Here is a 17181-nt window from a genome sequence, read left to right on the forward strand (position 1 = left end):
CCAGCGTTAACACCTCCAAAAGCTGAATGACATTAGGCCCGCACTTGCTGGTGGTGCGGAGAAGGCATTTATGCCTCAACAACGTTGATCACGTAGGAAAACCATGAGCGAAAGCTTTGCTGAACTGTTTGAACAGTCTCTTAACGACATCAATATGGAGCCAGGCGCGATTGTCGCGGCTCAGGTTGTCGACATTGATGGTGACTGGGTTACCGTCAACGCTGGTCTAAAATCTGAAGGTCAGATTCCAGCGTCACAATTCCGCGATGAACACGGTAATCTGAACATCGCAATCGGTGACGACGTTCATGTTGCACTTGAAGCCGTAGAAGATGGCTTTGGTGAAACACGTCTGTCCCGTGAAAAAGCCAAGCGTGCAGAAGCTTGGAAGATTCTGGAAGCAGCCTTCGAGAAAGACGAAATTATCAAGGGCGTGATCAACGGTAAAGTCAAAGGCGGCTTCACCGTCGAAGTTGATTCTATCCGTGCCTTCTTGCCTGGTTCTTTGGTTGACGTTCGTCCGGTTCGCGATACTGCGCACCTGGAGAACAAAGAGCTAGACTTCAAAGTCATCAAGCTTGACCCTAAGCGCAACAACGTCGTTGTATCACGTCGTGCCGTGCTTGAAGCAGAGAACAGTGCTGAGCGCGAAGCGCTACTGGCTACTCTGCAGGAAGGTCAGCAGATTAAAGGTATCGTTAAGAACCTGACTGACTACGGTGCCTTTGTTGATCTAGGTGGCGTTGACGGCCTGCTGCACATTACTGACATGGCTTGGAAGCGTATCAAGCATCCGTCTGAAATCGTTGCTGTTGGCGACGAAATCAACGTGAAAGTGCTGAAGTTTGATCGTGAGCGCAATCGTGTTTCCTTGGGTCTTAAGCAACTGGGCGAAGATCCGTGGGTCAACATTAAAGAGCGTTACCCGGAAAACACCAAGGTTCACGCTGTTGTCACTAACCTGACCGATTACGGCTGCTTTGCTGAGCTGGAAGAGGGTGTTGAAGGTTTGGTTCACGTGTCTGAAATGGACTGGACCAACAAAAACATCCATCCGTCTAAAGTTGTCCAAGTGGGCGACGATGTTGACGTTATGGTTCTGGACATCGACGAAGAGCGTCGTCGTATCTCCCTGGGTATCAAGCAGTGCACTGCTAACCCGTGGGAAACCTTCAACACCGACTACAACAAGGGCGACCGCGTTTCTGGTACCATCAAGTCAATCACTGACTTTGGTATCTTTATCGGCCTTGAGGGTGGTATCGATGGTCTAGTTCACCTGTCTGATATCTCTTGGACAGAAACTGGTGAAGAGGCAGTTCGCAACTTCAAGAAAGGTGACGAAGCAGAAGCCGTTATTCTTTCTATCGATCCCGAGCGTGAGCGCATCTCTTTAGGTATTAAGCAAATGGACTCTGATCCCGTTGCTGAATACCTGTCTGTTAACGACAAAGGCAGTATCGTTACTGGCCGTGTTGTTGAAGTAGACGCTAAAGAAGCTCACATTGAGCTGGCAACTGACGTTATTGCTGTTCTGAAGGCGTCTGAAATCAGTGCTGATCGTGTTGAAGATGCACGCAACGTGCTGAACGAAGGCGATAGTGTTGAAGCGCGCATTGTCAGCGTTGATCGCAAGAGCCGTCAGATCAGTCTGTCGGTAAAAGCGAAAGAGCAAGACGATACTCGTCAGAACCTGAAGAAACTGCGTGAGCAAGAGCCAGAAGCTGGTGGTCCGACCACTATCGGTGATTTGATCAAGCAGCAAATGGGTCAAGACTAATTTACTAGTCTTTATCTATAAAGCGCCGCCCTACAGGGCGGCGCTTTTTTTATGGTGTATGCTAGTGATCTGGGTTAATTCGTACTGCTCTATGTTGCTGTTTATTGGTTGCTAATTTAATAGCTAAACTCTTTAAGCGTTACGTAAGTGTGAGAAATTGATTAGTAATTATCACAAAATCAACTAGACTAGTTGTCAATTAGCTCTTTTAGAGCAATAATGTGCCCGCATCCTGAACTAGTAGGTATTGAGCCTGCCCAACTGAATACCTCGCATCATTTAATTTATGCTACGTTAAATCTTAGCTACAAAGGAAACCCTATGTCACTTTTAAATGAATATATCCAGAAAGAGCAGCAGCTGAAACAACTGCAAGAAGAGCTGCAGCGCTTGGAAGGTGATCAGCGCTTAAAAAGCGAGCTAGAGTTTAAGGCTAAGCTTGAAGCACTAATGAATGAGTTTGGTAAGCGCCCTGCTGATGTTATCGCTTTGTTAGACCCTTCATCAGACCAGCGCAGTGCAAAAGCGCCAGCAGCATCTACCCGCCGCAAGCGTCGTTTGAAAATTTACAAGAACCCGCATAATGGTGAGGTTATTGAGACCCGTGGTGGTAACCACAAAGGACTGCGTAGCTGGAAAAATGAGCATGGAGACGAAGCTGTCGAGTCCTGGCTGGTTCGTATGGAAGACTAAGTAATTTAAACCGGCATTTCTACCTAGAAGTGCCGGTTTTGTTTTTGAGTATTGCTGGGACTTCCAGCGACTCACGATGTCTATGCTAGTAAGGGCATTTGCAGTTCTAGGCGGTCTGAGTGCCACAACACTCGAGGTGCTTCACCGCTTATATGGAGCTGACATTGATGCTTGGTTAACTGTATTAGTGTCGCTGTCATCGCTTGCGATAATTCTGAAAAGTCGTCGAAGTACGTTTTACTGTAGTGGTGAGGCGGCATAGCCACGCGGCGGTATGCTACAGGTAAGGCTAGGTAATCAGCGCTAGTGTTACTCTTTAAATAGAGTCCGATATCGGTGCGTGTTTGGTTCGGTGTTGTCTCATTCCCAAGTGCTTTGACTTTCTCAGGCAGCAGGTCTGGCAGTGCAATTGCGGGAATAGAAGGCCCTGTAGTAGCCTGTAGGCACTCCAAGTGATTAGCATGATGTTTGATTAACCCTAGTCCATGAATTTGCTCTGGGGCCTTGTAGAGGCGCATCAGAACGGTTTGCTGTAGCGGGCTTCTCTCGATAGAAGTTTTAAAATGACGCTTAGGCGGTGGTAGATGGCGCATGTGCTTCAATGCATGCCGATAGCAGCGTGGTGATAGCTGATAGCGGCGATGAAAGGCCCGTGAGAAAGAAGAGTGATTAAGATAGCCGCAACGTAGCGCAATTTGCGCTATATTTTGTTCGGTGAGAGAGAGTAAGACAGCTGCGCGTTCAAGGCGTCTCCTCTCCCGGTATGCGCTTGGCGATACACCAAAGCAGTGGCGGAATTGACGCCGTATCTGAGATGACGAATACCCAAGATGGTTAGCAAGGCCTTCGATACCATATGATTGATCGAGAGTGTCCTGCAGCCAGATCTCAGCTCGTGTCATTGCGGTGAACATTATCTGGCCTCCTGTGCTTGTGATATACAGACGATTGCTTGTTTTGCCTGTAGCACCTTCCCGGTGCAGTATTGGGTCAATGCGCTGATAGGTGACAAAGCGCTGTTTTTCTACCAGCTAAAGTGGCCATTCTGTGAGCGGCCTTAAGTTGATGCAAAACTGCAAGCGCTGCCTCTGGTGTTGAGCTATTGATACTCTTAACAGCTGTATTTACTAGATATTAACGCTGCAGCACTCTCTTTATGCTGCCAAGAGGAGGCAAAGGCAAGTTTGCTCTATTGGTTTACGCGTTTGTGCATAGTTTTTTGTGAAAAAGGCCTGTTTCAATAGGCGTAACGACCATTTCATGTAAGGTGTAAATGAAATATCAATGAAATATCAAAAGGTTCAAAAACAGCTCGATGAGCGTGAAAAGCTGCGTAAATTCCGCGAGCTAGACGATGCTTTTGCGCAAGCTTTGCGTCAGTTGGATGACCCTAATAACAGTATGGATATTCCTACAGGGAAGCCGGTGAGATCGCTGGCAGACCTTGAGGCTGATGACCAGGCGGTGCTTGCTGAGGAAAACGATAGGGTGTTTAAAGAGCGCTTCAAAGCACTGATTGGTGAGTATGGTTTGTCTGATCGTGAGCTAAGCGAGTTGATACAGACGCTACTTACCTATGAGCGTTGGGAATTGCAGACGGTTCCTGTCATCAAAAGCTAGGGCTTCTAGGCTCCACGGTTACTAGGTTCCAAGGTTAATCGATTTATTATCGATAGCGGTAAATACGTAAGCTTGGTAGAAATGCTTCCTGCTCGAGTTTTTCATCGCGCCGTTTAGCCCTGGTTCGCTGGGTAGGTGGCTCAAGGGGCGGCATTTTTATGTGGGGCAGCTGAGGTTGCTTGCTAGGCACAATAAGTGGAAGGGCAACATTCATTGCGCGCCGGGTATGGCCATCTTCTAAAGGTTCGCTGAAAAACAAGTTAGCCCGCATCAGTGGCGCTTGTGATTGCACCTGGGCTAGTGGCTCGGAGCTTGGAATGCCAGCTAGCTTGCGCAGTTGGATGCGAATGTGAGGCGCGTCAGTGTCCAGCTTTAAAAGCTTTTGTTCAGCCTCCTGAGTTGTTAATTTTTTTATCGAGCGGCCGCTGCTATACCACGCAAATCTAACTCTGGATACTGGAGCTGGAGCAATAGGAATATGCCGCCAGCACTGTTTAAGATGCAGTCTAGCTAAACCACCCTGGCGTAACAGGTTGCCAATTTCAGGGTGGCGTTTAGGTAGGCGTAATTTAATGTCACTGACTGATGATGGGTGCGCCTGCTTAATATGCTGCAACAGCTCGCTGATCTGTGCTTTGACTACATTAATCGCTTCAAACTTGGCTATTAGCGGCGCATCAGCTGAGATAAGTGCAATATAGTTTTTTGTTTCTCGGCCATCTTGGCCCTGCTGATGCCACATATCAAGTAATGCTTGTCGCAGCCAACAAGAGGCGTTTGGCGGTGTATGGAAGTGCCATGTAGGCGCCTGTTGCTGCTCATAATGAGTTGCTGCCTGATCGATAGCGGCTATCAAGTCGTCAAAACGAACATCAAGTTCATGAAGTAAATGATAAACAGGAAGGGCGCTATTGTTCATGGCTGCGGACTCTTAGCTAGGAAAGCGGGGCGTCTTTATCTGCTTGGGCGAGCAGCGTGTCTAGATCGGCTTCATCCATGGCAGATTCACCCGAAATACGGTGAGACTCTTCTGCCCATGCACCTAGATCAAGTAGCTGGCAACGTTTGCTACAAAAAGGGCGAAAGATGCTCTCAGGGCTCCAGGCAACGCGCTTGCTACATTGCGGGCAGGCTACCTCTAGTGGTGCGTCGTTGGCGGGTGTTGGCATAATGCTCTCCTTGAATTATAGAAGGCCGGATTGGTAATGCTGATTCAGCTGCGTGACCTGGTGCAGCATCGAGGCGTGGTCCCCGCTGTTATCAATGATATCGTCGGCCTTTGCTAGGCGCTCTTCACGGGGTAGTTGGGCGGCGAGGATAGCATGCACCTGTGCCTTACTCACGCCATCTCGCTGAAGTGTTCGCTTAAGCTGAAGATCGACAGGCACATCGACGACGATAGTGCGGTTAACCAGTGCGTCTTGGCCTGACTCAAACAGCAGCGGTGAAACAAGCAATACATAGGGGGACTGGCGCTGTAAACGTTCAAGATGCAAAAGGATCCGCTCGCGAACTTGTGGATGGGTCACTGATTCCAGCCATTGGCGCTCTGTGGGGTCATCAAATACAATACTGCGTAGGGCCGCTCGGTTCAGCGTGCCGTCGGAATTGAGTGCTTTATTTCCGAAACGTTGAGCAATGGCTGTTAACGCTGGTTCGCCTGGGGCAACCACCTCTCTTGCTACATCGTCGGCATCTACCCATCCGATGCCCAGTGAGCCAAATGCTCGGGCCACTGTCGATTTTCCAGAGCCAATGCCGCCCGTTAATCCAACGATCATGGTTACTCCCTGATGGTGGTGCTATTAATGATGCAATAGCCATTAAATAGCCGTGTAAAAGTTATCACTAACGTTACCGTTATTATACGTAGTGGCAAGGGTGTGAAGATTAATAAAGCAACGATGTATAAAGTGCCATCAATTCATTGCCTGCCAGTAGGCAAGCCCAGCCTGCCAAAGCTAAGAAGGGACCAAATGGTAGCGGCTGACCGCGTAAATGCGGGGAGCATACTTGAGCTACTAGTCCAACAATAGCGCCAATGCCTGCCGATAGCATCAGCAGCAATGGCAGCATGGGCCAGCCTACCCAGGCGCCCAAGGCGGCTAGCAGCTTGAAATCGCCAAACCCCATGCCTTCTTTACCGGTCACAAGCTTAAATAGCCAGTAGAAACTCCAGAGTACTAAGTAGCCTGCCATTGCACCGATAACGGCGCTTGGCAGCATAAGTGGGTGGAAGAGTAGCTGGTAGAGTAAGCCTGCCCAAAGAAGCGGCAGCGTTATAATATCTGGCAGCAGATATGTTCGAAAGTCGATTACTGCCAGGGCAAGAAGCGTTAAGCAGGCAGCATAGATAAATAATGCATTACCAGTGGCGCCATGAAGAGCTAGTACAGCAACCGCCAGAAGCCCGCCCATGAGCTCCACCAGTGGGTACTGCGCGCTAATGGATGTTTTGCAGTGAGCACACTTGCCGCGTCGTTTTACCCAACCCAATAAAGGAATATTATCGTGCCATACGATAGGGTGCTCACATCGCGGGCACATTGAGTTGGGGGTCGCTAGATTAAAGCGAGGTGTCACCTCAGCGGAAAGCTCAAGAGACGCGCGAGCTTCATTGCGCCAGCTACGCATTAGCATCACGGGCACTCGAGTAATCACAACGTTTAAAAAACTACCAAAACATAGCCCAACCATTAGCGTGAACAGATACCAAAGCATTGATGGGGCGTCCATAAAATTCCTAATAATTAAACTGTTGAATAGTTGAGATAAAAGCGTGCCATAAACGTTATAGAGCGGTGCCAATCTCAAAGATAGGTAGATACATTGATACAACAATGCTACCCACTAGCATGCCCAGCACAACAATAATCACTGGCTCCATTAGTGAAGTAAGCGCATCAACTTTATTTTCGACTTCTTCCTCATAGTAATCGGCGACACGGTTAAGCATGACATCTAAAGAGCCGGCTTCTTCGCCGATGCTAACCATCTGCACTGCAAGAGCAGGAAAGCGGTTGGTCATGCGCATGGCAAAATGGAGTTGCTGGCCTGACGTGACGTCCTGGTAGACTTCGTGAATTGCGTGGCTATAGACACGGTTATCCGCAGCGCCTGCAGCAGTTTCAAGCCCCTCCACCAGTGGTACGCCAGACGAAAACGTTGTTGCAAGGGTGCGGGTGAGCCGCGATACGGCTGACTTATGCATAATATCGCCTATCACCGGTAGGCGGAGTACCAAGCTATCTAGCTGATATGCAAGGCGGGAAGAGCGCTTTGCAACGATTTTAAGTAGTACTAGGTTACCTCCTAATAGGCTTAGGGCATAGATCCAGTACTGCTGTGCTAATACAGAAAGATTGACCGTAAACTGTGTAAGCACTGGGAGCTCAGCGCCAAAGCCCTGAAACATGCTTTCGAACTCTGGCACCACTTTGATAAGCAGTAGCATGGTCACTGCTACCCCAATTGTCATTACCGTGGTGGGATACCAGAGGGCTTTTTTGACACGGTTTTTAAGTGATTCCACTTTCTCTTTGTAGCTGGCAACTCGCTCGAGCATTTGGTCTAGAGCACCCGCTTGTTCGCCCGCATCGACCAAGTTCACAAACATTCGGTCAAACTGCTTGGGGTGCTTAGCCAAGGCACTTGAGAGGCTGTCGCCTGCGGAAACGTCTTCCATAACCTGCTGGGTAAGCGCTACCATGGCTGGCTTCTTTAGGCTTTCAGAGACCGCCTGCAGTGCTTGCAGGATGGGAATGCCTGCGCGCACCATGGTGGCCATTTGCCGAGCAAAGATCATAATATCAACATTGGTTATTTTGCCGCGCCCACTGAAACTGCTGCGCCTTTGAATTTTCGTTGCAGTAATCCGCTGTTTCGCCAACTGCTCGATAATATCTTCTTTTGTGCGGCCAATAAGTTCGCCGCGCATGGGTCTGTCCTGAGGGGCTTTGCCAACCCACTTCCAGCGATGCAGAGGAGTTTTATTTACCTGACGTTTAGCCTTAGCCATATCACCGCTTACTCCTTGCTGATTCGATTAACCTCTTCCAGACTGGTGCTGCCATCCAAAACACGGTTTAGGCAACTTTGGTGAAGGCTTGCATAGCCCTCCCTACGTGCTAGCTGGTCGATTTCAAGAGCGTTGCCATCACGCATGATGAGTTGGCGCATATCATCGGTAATGGGTAGCACTTCATATATGCCGATACGGCCTTTATAGCCTTGGGTGCAGTGCCGACATCCTTTGGCTTGGTAAATGGTGGCGCCGCGAATTTCTTGTTGGCTAAAACCAGCCTTGCGCAGAGCTTCAGTAGGAAGGTCGGCAGGTGCTTTACATTGATTGCAGAGCTTGCGGGCCAAACGTTGGGCAATGATTAGGCTAACCGAGCTTGCGATGTTATACGAGGCAACGCCCATATTTGCTAGGCGGGTAAGGGTTTCTGCTGCGGAGTTCGTGTGCACAGTTGAGAGCACTAAATGGCCGGTCTGCGCGGCCTTGACAGCTATTTCAGCGGTTTCCAGGTCGCGGATTTCCCCTACCATCACCACGTCTGGGTCTTGGCGTAAAAACGCCCGCAAGGCACTGGCAAAGTTTAAGCCAATCTTGGGTAGTACATTCACCTGGTTAATGCCGGTTACTTTTATCTCCACTGGATCTTCAGCAGTACAAATATTACGCTCGATTTTATTAAGGATGTTGATGCCGGTATATAGTGTAACTGTCTTACCGCTCCCGGTAGGGCCGGTCACTAAGATCATACCTTGAGGCTTTGTAAGTGCACTTTCATAAGCGATCTGCTGGTCAGGGCTAAAGCCTAGCTGTTCAATGCTCAACTGTGCTGAGCTAGGGTCTAAAATACGTAGTACGACCTTTTCGCCATATACGGTGGGCAATGAGTTAACCCGCAAGTCTATTGAGTGGGTATGGGAAAGCTGCAGCTTTATTGCCCCATCCTGAGGTAGGCGGCGCTCTGAAATATCTAGTTTTGACATAATTTTAAGTCGTGCGGCAATACGGTGGCGTAATGCAAAAGGCGGGCGGGCAACTTCTATAAGGATACCATCGATACGAAAACGTACTCGGTAGAGGTTTTCATAGGGTTCGAAGTGAATATCTGATGCACCGCGGTTAACTGCATCCACCAATATTTTATTAACGAGCTTAACGATCGGTGCGTCTTCGCTGTCATTGGCAGCGATGCCGGAGGCTGTTTCTTCACTCTCAGTATTTTGAGCGATATTGAGTGCATTAACCGCATCGATATCATTCTTAATATTATCCAGCATGCTACGCTTGTTCAGCGCTAAGTACTGAATTAATGTGCTTTTTAATTGGTTTGGTGGGGCTAGCACGCCATCTATACTTAATCCGGTGGAAAACTGTAGTTCATCAAGTTGAGTAAGAGTGGCCGGATAAGGAACTGCAACGGTTAACTGATAGCCGTGGCGCATTAGGGGAAGAATACCCCACTTTTCAAGAATTCTGACCGGGTAATCCTTAGCGGGTGGTAAGGCGTTAAGACTTATTGATTCTAAGTCAATTACCGGTAGCCCATATTCCCAGGCGGCTACCAAGGCGGCTGCGTCGGCATTTACCAGCCCGCTTTCTACCACGTGTTGTAATAGTGAGATACCTAGCTCAGCAGCAGTAGAGTTAGCATCTGCCGCTTGAGCATCGGTTAGTAAACCATGCTTAATCAGACGTTCGGTAACGCCTACTAGGCCACCGTTTAAGGTCGTGTTGTTTAGCGTGGATTCATGGGTGGATTGATGCATTGGCATCTCTAAAGTATAGAAAATATACTGCTCTTTTTACCATAGATACTTGCTTTGGGGTACTTGCGTGACTTGAGATTAGAAATCTTAATAGCCATCAATAAAAGTAAAAATTGTATGCCGTGCTTAGTTGCCAATCCTTAAGGGGTAAGTTACTGTGGAATTGTGCTTGGCTAAGTAGCATTAGCTGATTTTATTGCGTTAATGACGACTCATTACGGCAGGGACTCCTGATGATGAAAGCAACCCAATCTCACCACACTCGGCGTTTTAAGCAGCAGGGTTTTACTCTTATCGAGTTGCTAATTGTGGTGGCAATTGTTGGTATTTTGGCTGCGGTAGGTGTGCCGCAGTATGGAAATTATTTAAATCGCGCTGAGCAAAGCGCTTGTATTGGTGAGTTAAGCGCGTTTCGCTCTCTAGCTGTGACGGCTTCAGTTTCGAGTGATGATATAGCCGATTTTGACTTCCAGTCATGTGATATTGGTACTGAAACAGAGATAGACGAGGTAGCAAGCCGGTTTGATGGCACTGCAGGTGAGAACCCTGATGACATTGTAATTACTACTGTGAACCGTAACCAGGCTGTTACAGTGACAGGAGGAGGCAGAATTGGCGGCAGTGTAGATACTCCTTGAGGTAACATATAACCTGTTAGATAGCTGCCTCATCGGTGGCTATTTTTGTTTTATTCTTGAGTTTGTTGTTAAGTGTTGTTATGCCTCGCCCGAATATTCTTGCTTTGTTCACACTGCCTGCTCATTTGCTCTCTACACTCTATGTTCCTGTCATCAAGGAGCGAGCTATGAAACCAATTATCATTGGCACCAGTTTGTTGTTAAGTGCATTGCTTTGGCACTCTGCTGCTTTGGCGCAACCTGCTCATGCGCCGGCCCATGGAGCGCGGGATAATAGCTCTGAGCGCCACCGTGGTAGTGACCGTCAAGAGCGCCGCGACCATGAAAGCCGCCACCGGGATGAGCGCCGCTCAGACCGCTACGTTGATTTACCACGAATAAATGAGCGTGAATTGCTGCGCTTACTGCGCCAGTACGATGCCCCTCGTGCTGAATCACTGCCTCCAGGGATTCAGCGGAATTTAGAGCGTGGCAAACCGTTACCTCCAGGTATTGCCAAGCGCTTTGATGGCCAGCTAGCCTCGCAGCTTCCCCGTTACCCTGGTTATGAGTGGGAGCGAGTGGGGGCTGATGTGGTGTTGATTGAAGCCGCGACCAGGATAGTGGTGGACGTTCTGGTGGATGCATTGCGATAAGCTGTTGGTGAGTGGGCGGGTCTGTCATGGCAATGCCATCGGTCCGCGTTTATGCTGCAAGGATAAACGCGGATCAATTGAGGAGCATTAATGGCAGCTTATACCCTAGAGGCACGGCTTGCGCTGGCAATCACGATTGCTGAAGAGGCTGGGAGGATGATTTGCGAGGCCCGCCAGGAGCAGAGCTTCAGTCAGCGGCTTAAATCTGGCGTTGAGCTAGTCACTGATGTAGATGTCGCCGTTGATAAATTGATCAGTCAGCGTCTAGATGAGCACTTTCCCGGCGAGGCAAGGCTCAGTGAAGAACTAAGCCCAGAGCGCGCATTGCACATGCCTGCTGAGCAGCTATGGGTTATCGACCCCATCGATGGCACGGTTAATTTTGCCCAAGGCCTGCGCCATGTGGCAGTGTCTATCGGCTGGGTGGAGCAGGGGGTAGGTAAAATCGGTGTTGTACACGCGCCTTTTTTAGGAGAGACCTTTAGTGCTGCACAGGGATTGGGCGCTTTTTGTAATCGGCGGGTGATTAAGCCCAGCGGTGCCGAGTCTCTGGAAAGTGCCTTAGTGGGCACCGGCTTCCCGTACCAAAAAGAAGCTCGTAAAGGGCTTTTGCCTCGCTTAGAGGCAGTATTAACTCACTGCCAAGACATTCGCCGTAATGGTGCCGCCGCGCTGGATTTATGCGATGTGGCTTGCGGGAGACTGGATGCCTACTACGAAACGGTTTCACCATGGGATTTCGTGGCGGGGTGGGTAATTGCTCGTGAAGCGGGAGCACAAGTAGGCCGTTTGGTAGATGTGCCTGAGGATATTTCCGAAGACCTCTATCCTGAACAGTTGCTGGTGACCACGCCCAAGATTTATGAGGCTATGGCTTCCCTGTTAAAAGAAGCCGACCGTGCGTGACGGCAACCAATTGAAAAGAAAGCGCAAAAAGAGCTTTTCATTTGACGCATAAAGCGCTAGTATACGCACCGTCTTGAGGCAAACGTGAGCAATAAGCGTAAGCTAATAAAGACATCGGAGTGTGGCGCAGCTTGGTAGCGCGTTGCAATGGGGTTGCAAAGGTCGCAGGTTCGAATCCTGTCACTCCGACCAAGAATTTATAACGAAAATCGCCGCTTACGGATCATGCCGAGCGGCGGCTTTTGTTTGTGTCGAAAAAATTTGAGAAAACTCTACGTTTTTTTGTAGTGTAAATGCGCGCCAGTTTTGGCACAGCGCTATAACAGTAGCCCTTCCCATAATTTCGGGGGAAGGGCTACTGTTATTCGTGCGGTCCGATCAGTGCTTGGTAGTCAGCTTTGGGCAGGTCTTGCAGGTTCATGTAGCAGACATGTACGGCCATTTCCGTCAGTTTGAACGTTGCCAGCTCGTCAATCAGAGAAAGGGCCAGGTCGTAGTTGGTGAGACTGGTGGCGATACCTGGTGTCCAGTGATGAGCCTTGATGGCTCTGGCAATGAGTACGTCTCGATCAGAGGTGAGTGAGAAGGCTGAGCTCTGGTAGACTTCGCGCCAGTGATCGCAATAGCAGGCGACAACGAACTCTCGGAAGGTGTTGGTCAGTATTTTATGAAGTGCTGATCGGTTCTCTATTCCTGATTCTGGCAGGTTGCTGTGCTCTCGCTGTATCTGCTCAAGATGATCCCAACGCTTATGATAGGCAGCCTTGTCCAACACGTTCTCCTTATCCCTAGTTTAGAAGATAACAATATATCGGTGTTACCTAGCTTCGCTCAACTCCTCTTTGGCCTGAGGTGCGAGTTATCGCCGTGAACGAAGAGTGCATTTCTCGTGATATCTAGACCCTACTGACGTATGGCTGAGAGCGAAGGTAGTGGCACTAACTTCTACTCCTAATGTTGTTCTATGCTGGAGATGCCAGTCGCTCAGGTATAGGTACAAGCATCCTATTTCTTACCGAGTGCATGAAGTATCGTAGCTGCCATGATACATGCGAGCGCGGGGAGGATGACGTCCAGAGCAGAGTCGAGTGTCCAGCCGCGCCAGACTCCTTCAAACATGCCTACAGGTAGGGTTTCGCCCCATTCCCAACCCCGCTGGATCCCGAGTTTGTACTCATGCTGAGCAATCTCTCGGCCGAGAAGTAACGCAATCGCAATAGAGCCTGACACTTTAGCGGAGACAAAGGGTAGCAGCATTAACTGAATCATTAGTGCAACGAAGATATGCTCCAGGTGTGTGTAGTTCATCGGTGATTTCCTAAAAGTGCTTCTGCCCATTAACAATATTTGTGCTGCCCATTTGTACGCTGAAGAGAAATCTAGGCTGCTGTTGCATAGCGCTGTCTGTATGCAACGTGCCAACTTATATGGCGGCGGTACGTGGTGTTAGGGCGACGAGCAAAGAATAGAAAAAGCCCTGCCGGTAGCAGGGCTTAAAGCATAGTGCTTTTTAGTTGGCCTGGGCTTTATGGTCTGCCAATGCGGCGGCTACAGCTTCTTCCCATTGTCCTTCGGTGATTCCCCAGTGCTCCATTTGAGCCTGGTCGGCTACTCCTTCGGAGACAGCGTCAAGTTCTTCAGGGGTGCTGCTTTCAAAGCAGTGCTTGGCAAAAGCTTTTGTTTGGCCGTCCTTGAGCTGATCAATCATTTGCATACTGGCTCTCCTTTTCCTTGATGAGTACGCTATACCGCTCGTGGTGTTGATTAGTGTAGTGGGTTAGTGGCAACTCTGCTTGTGCTGCTCATGGCTCGCTCTGGGGCTTCTATTTTATAATGTGGCATCAGCAATAATTTTTAACGCGATGCCCGCAAGCAATAGCATGATTAAATTATCGAACCAATGATGGGGTAAGCGCTTCCCCAGTTGGGAGCCTAAGGGCATCGCTACCAGTATTGTCAGTAGTGCTGCAAGGCTATAAAGGGTGCGCTCAAACGTTAAGATGCCCGTGCTTAGTAGGGCGGGGATTTGTACGCAGGTAATCGCTGCAAAGAAAACCGAAATAGAGCCGATAAATACTTGGCGTTCCAGGCGCATTGCATTGAGAAACGTTACTGATGCCGGTGCCGACATACCCGCGGCGCCTTGTAGAATCCCTGCTAATAGCCCGACCGGCAGAACGATACGCTCGGCAAGAGAAAATGGCAGTACCATTTTACGCTTTGCTAGTTTAATAGCTAAATACATCACAATAGCAGCCGCGACCCCTAGGGAAAGAAGGGTCGGCGATAGCACGACTAATCCCCAGGTGCCAAGCACAATGCCCAGCCCTCCTGCGATAGAAAACGTAGCCAAAAATCTGAGCGGTAAAAGATGGCGGCGGTACTGCCATACCTGCAGTACATTACTAAACAGATTCGGCGCCACTAACACGGCAATGGCCAGCTTAACGTCATAGAGCATCGTCAACACGGGAATAACGATAACAGGCACCCCAGAGCCAATGGCGCCCTTAATAACTCCTGCGACTAGCAGCGTGAGTAGAGCAATAATCACGTTTGTGTTCCTGTGGTGGTAGGCTCAGCAAAGTTGGAGCCTACCGGTTTCAATACGCGAATGAAGACAGGTCGCTTAAGGTGTGTCTGTTGAGCTGGGGTTACTTAAGCACATAGCAAGGCGTGTAGGGCTGTCCATCTAGCTTCATACGACCTTGGGTCACAAACGAGCTTAACAGCTCATCTAAGCGCTGCATTAGTTCGGGCTCAGCGGTCAGTTCAAAGGGGCCGTGGGCCGCAATGGCGCGAATACCCTCCTCTTTAACGTTGCCTGCCACAATTCCTGAGAATGCCCGCCGTAAATTTGCAGCTAGTTCATGGGTAGGTTGCTGGCGGTGTAAGGCGAGACCGCGCATCGCTTCGTGGGTAGGCTTAAAGGGTGCCTGAAACTCCCGGGCAATGGTCAAGCGCCAGTTGTAGTAAAACGCGTCCTGGTGCTTGCGTCTAAAGTCAGTTACTTCATCAATTCCGGCACGCATTTTTCGTGCAACCGCCGTGGGATCGCCAGTAATGATGGTGTAGTAGCGGCGAATATCTTCGCCCAGGGTGTAAACCAAAAATTCGTCTATTTTCTGAAAATAGGCTGCTGCATTGGCGGGGCCTGAGAATATAAGTGGGTAGGGGGTATCGTTGTTGCTGGGGTGAAGCAAAATGCCCAATAAATATAAAATCTCCTCTGCTGTGCCGACGCCGCCGGGGAAGACAATAATGCCGTGGCCAAGACGCACAAAGGCTTCCAGGCGTTTCTCGATATCCGGCATAACCACCAGTTCATTCACGATGGGATTGGGTGCTTCAGCGGCAATAATGCCAGGTTCTGAAATGCCCAGGTAGCGACCATCTTTGCGGCGTTGCTTAGCATGGGCAACGTTAGCGCCTTTCATCGGACCTTTCATAGCGCCAGGCCCGCACCCGGTGCAAACATCCAAGTCGCGTAGCCCTAGGTGGTAGCCAACGTCTTTGGTGTACTCGTACTCTTCCCGTGAGATGGAGTGTCCTCCCCAGCAAACTACTAGGCTAGGGTCGCGGCCAAGCTTTAAGGTGCCAGCTTTGCGCAGAATGTGGAACACAGCATTGGTGGTGCCTTCAGCTGTGTCCAAATCAAAGCGTTTATGGTGCTGGATTTCATTGTAGACATAGACAATATCGCGAAGCACAGATGATAAATGCTCACGGATACCGCGAATCATACGGCCATCGACAAACGCTTCTGCGGGTGCATTAGTCAGTTTGAGACGAATGCCGCGGTCTTGCTGCAACACCTCTATATCGAAGTCTTTGTAGGCCTCCAGTATGGCTATACTGTCATCGGTGGGGCTTCCACAGTTAAGTACCGCCAGAGCGCAGCGGCGCAATAGATCGTGTAAGCCACTTTTGGATGTGCTTTTAAGGCGGTTAACTTCATGCTGTGAGAGGACTTCAAGGCTCCCCTCAGGTGAGATAATGCTTGAAATCGTTGCACGAGGCGCTGGCAGTTGTGTCATTAGTATGGCCTTCCCTGATAATAGTAATCACAATTTTCATACTATCATGCTGTTACAGTCGGTTCAGCTGATGAATGGCGCGTCCAGCACGAGGTTGAGGTGTGCTACTCTATAGCCACGTTGAGAGTAGATGATGGCTAAACTAAATGGCGTTTGATTATGTTTAATGCCCTGTATTTTCGGACATTTATTACGTTAGTGGAAACCGGTAGTTTCACACGAACGGCACGCCGTTTAGAAATGACGCAGCCAGGTGTTAGCCAGCATATTCGTAAACTGGAAACCTATCTTGATAAAACGCTAATAGAGCGAAAAGGCCGAAGCTTTACGCTTACTGAGTCAGGGCGACGCGCCTATGACTATGCACTAAAGTTGTTTGCTGAACATGAGCAGTTTCGCCACGGTTTAGATGATGATTCGCTAGATAGCGGCGAATGCCGTATTGCATCACCTGGCAGCGTCGGGTTGATGTTTTATCCCTATATCCTTGGTCAGCAGCAGATGCACCCGAACCTGACCGTTAACTACAGTTTTGCGTTTAATCATGAAATTGTTAACGATCTGCTAGAAGGGCGCTATGACATTGGAATTGTCACTGAGCAGGTTAACCACCCAGATCTTACCTGTACCCTGTGGCATAAAGAGCCGCTCTGCTTAGTGGTTCCTGCTGATTTTGCTGGTAGTACACTCTCTGACCTAATGGGGATTGGCTTTCTCAATTACTACGACGGTGTTAATCACGCTAATGCGCTGCTAAAAGCTAATTACCCCGATGAGTTTCGCTCGATGACGCATTTTCGTTATCAAGGGTTTACCAATGAAGTTAGCATGGTGCTGGATGCAGTGGCGCGGGGATTGGGCTTTACTGTGGTGTCTCGTTTAGTACTGGAAACCTCCCCGTGGCAACGCCAGGTAAAAGCATTGGCGTTACCTCAAGCCATCAACGAAGAACTTTACCTGTTACGCCGCCGGGACTCGGTGTTGCCCAAGCGGTACGAAAAGCTACTTAGTGGGTTTCACCGCCAGCGGGAGCAAGAAAAAACGCCCCCAGCACCTGAATAACAGGGCCGATGGGGCGTTAATTTACG

The 17181-nt window shown here is 49.4% G+C and carries 19 protein-coding genes and 1 tRNA gene; 8 read left to right on the forward strand and 12 right to left on the reverse strand.

Annotated features, from left to right (window positions below):
* Window positions 1-103 precede the first annotated feature (103 nt).
* Together rpsA and CPA45_RS01820 are read left to right on the forward strand one after the other, a co-directional pair.
* A complete protein-coding gene (rpsA, locus tag CPA45_RS01815; protein WP_078087492.1) occupies window positions 104-1780 on the forward strand; it encodes a 30S ribosomal protein S1 in 1677 nt (558 codons plus the stop codon).
* Window positions 1781-2101: 321 nt separating this feature from the next.
* On the forward strand, window positions 2102-2473 hold the full coding sequence (locus tag CPA45_RS01820; protein WP_078087493.1) for a histone-like nucleoid-structuring protein, MvaT/MvaU family: 372 nt from the start codon (window positions 2102-2104) through the stop codon (window positions 2471-2473).
* Window positions 2474-2553: 80 nt separating this feature from the next.
* Here CPA45_RS01820 and CPA45_RS01825 read toward each other — a convergent pair whose 3' ends face one another.
* Window positions 2554-3387 carry a helix-turn-helix transcriptional regulator gene (locus tag CPA45_RS01825; RefSeq protein WP_096649775.1) on the reverse strand — a complete coding sequence of 278 codons (834 nt, stop codon included), beginning with the start codon at window positions 3385-3387 and terminating at the stop codon, window positions 2554-2556.
* A gap of 370 nt (window positions 3388-3757) precedes the next feature.
* Between CPA45_RS01825 and CPA45_RS01830 the strand changes: the two genes are divergently transcribed.
* Window positions 3758-4093 carry a hypothetical protein gene (locus CPA45_RS01830; protein WP_096649777.1) on the forward strand — a complete coding sequence of 112 codons (336 nt, stop codon included), beginning with the start codon at window positions 3758-3760 and terminating at the stop codon, window positions 4091-4093.
* A 46-nt stretch (window positions 4094-4139) separates the two neighbouring features.
* On the opposite strand, the gene CPA45_RS01835 is transcribed toward CPA45_RS01830, so the two are convergent.
* From CPA45_RS01835 to pilB, 6 genes are all read right to left on the reverse strand, one after another.
* The gene (locus tag CPA45_RS01835; RefSeq protein ID WP_096649779.1) at window positions 4140-5012 is read right to left on the reverse strand and encodes a DNA replication terminus site-binding protein; all 873 of its coding nucleotides are present in this window, start codon (window positions 5010-5012) and stop codon (window positions 4140-4142) included.
* Between the two features lie 16 nt (window positions 5013-5028).
* Window positions 5029-5262: a DNA gyrase inhibitor YacG gene (gene yacG / locus CPA45_RS01840; protein ID WP_078087497.1), complete on the reverse strand. Its 234-nt coding sequence runs from the start codon at window positions 5260-5262 to the stop codon at window positions 5029-5031.
* Window positions 5263-5277: 15 nt separating this feature from the next.
* Window positions 5278-5874: a dephospho-CoA kinase gene (gene coaE / locus CPA45_RS01845; RefSeq protein ID WP_096649781.1), complete on the reverse strand. Its 597-nt coding sequence runs from the start codon at window positions 5872-5874 to the stop codon at window positions 5278-5280.
* Between the two features lie 109 nt (window positions 5875-5983).
* On the reverse strand, window positions 5984-6829 hold the full coding sequence (locus tag CPA45_RS01850; protein WP_096649783.1) for a prepilin peptidase: 846 nt from the start codon (window positions 6827-6829) through the stop codon (window positions 5984-5986).
* Between the two features lie 55 nt (window positions 6830-6884).
* Window positions 6885-8111, reverse strand: a complete 1227-nt coding sequence (locus CPA45_RS01855; protein WP_096649785.1) for a type II secretion system F family protein — start codon at window positions 8109-8111, stop codon at window positions 6885-6887.
* Window positions 8112-8119: 8 nt separating this feature from the next.
* Entirely contained in the window at window positions 8120-9877 is a 1758-nt protein-coding gene (gene pilB, locus CPA45_RS01860) for a type IV-A pilus assembly ATPase PilB (RefSeq protein ID WP_096649787.1), read from the reverse strand.
* Between the two features lie 233 nt (window positions 9878-10110).
* Between pilB and CPA45_RS23135 the strand changes: the two genes are divergently transcribed.
* The 4 genes from CPA45_RS23135 (at window position 10111) to CPA45_RS01880 (ending at window position 12248) form a co-directional block, all read left to right on the forward strand.
* On the forward strand, window positions 10111-10515 hold the full coding sequence (locus tag CPA45_RS23135; protein ID WP_279628785.1) for a pilin: 405 nt from the start codon (window positions 10111-10113) through the stop codon (window positions 10513-10515).
* Window positions 10516-10682: 167 nt separating this feature from the next.
* Window positions 10683-11150 carry an anti-virulence regulator CigR family protein gene (locus CPA45_RS01870; protein WP_096649788.1) on the forward strand — a complete coding sequence of 156 codons (468 nt, stop codon included), beginning with the start codon at window positions 10683-10685 and terminating at the stop codon, window positions 11148-11150.
* A gap of 90 nt (window positions 11151-11240) precedes the next feature.
* Window positions 11241-12056 (forward strand): inositol monophosphatase family protein, encoded by an 816-nt coding sequence (locus CPA45_RS01875; RefSeq protein WP_096649790.1) that lies wholly within the window; start codon window positions 11241-11243, stop codon window positions 12054-12056.
* A 115-nt stretch (window positions 12057-12171) separates the two neighbouring features.
* Window positions 12172-12248, forward strand: a tRNA-Pro gene (locus tag CPA45_RS01880).
* A gap of 169 nt (window positions 12249-12417) precedes the next feature.
* Here CPA45_RS01880 and CPA45_RS01885 read toward each other — a convergent pair.
* From CPA45_RS01885 to ppnN, 5 genes are all read right to left on the reverse strand, one after another.
* The gene (locus tag CPA45_RS01885; RefSeq protein WP_096649792.1) at window positions 12418-12828 is read right to left on the reverse strand and encodes a hypothetical protein; all 411 of its coding nucleotides are present in this window, start codon (window positions 12826-12828) and stop codon (window positions 12418-12420) included.
* Between the two features lie 233 nt (window positions 12829-13061).
* Window positions 13062-13364: a hypothetical protein gene (locus tag CPA45_RS01890; RefSeq protein WP_096649794.1), complete on the reverse strand. Its 303-nt coding sequence runs from the start codon at window positions 13362-13364 to the stop codon at window positions 13062-13064.
* 202 nt (window positions 13365-13566) lie between these two features.
* Entirely contained in the window at window positions 13567-13770 is a 204-nt protein-coding gene (locus CPA45_RS01895; RefSeq protein ID WP_096649796.1) for a hypothetical protein, read from the reverse strand.
* Window positions 13771-13884: 114 nt separating this feature from the next.
* Window positions 13885-14610, reverse strand: a complete 726-nt coding sequence (locus CPA45_RS01900) for a sulfite exporter TauE/SafE family protein (RefSeq protein WP_096649798.1) — start codon at window positions 14608-14610, stop codon at window positions 13885-13887.
* Between the two features lie 100 nt (window positions 14611-14710).
* Window positions 14711-16093 (reverse strand): nucleotide 5'-monophosphate nucleosidase PpnN, encoded by a 1383-nt coding sequence (gene ppnN, locus CPA45_RS01905; protein WP_096649800.1) that lies wholly within the window; start codon window positions 16091-16093, stop codon window positions 14711-14713.
* A 159-nt stretch (window positions 16094-16252) separates the two neighbouring features.
* Here ppnN and CPA45_RS01910 point away from each other — a divergent pair, with 159 nt between their 5' ends.
* On the forward strand, window positions 16253-17155 hold the full coding sequence (locus tag CPA45_RS01910; RefSeq protein ID WP_096649802.1) for a LysR family transcriptional regulator: 903 nt from the start codon (window positions 16253-16255) through the stop codon (window positions 17153-17155).
* Window positions 17156-17181: the final 26 nt, after the last annotated feature.

The organism is Vreelandella nigrificans (genome assembly GCF_002374315.1).
GTDB lineage: Bacteria > Pseudomonadota > Gammaproteobacteria > Pseudomonadales > Halomonadaceae > Vreelandella > Vreelandella nigrificans.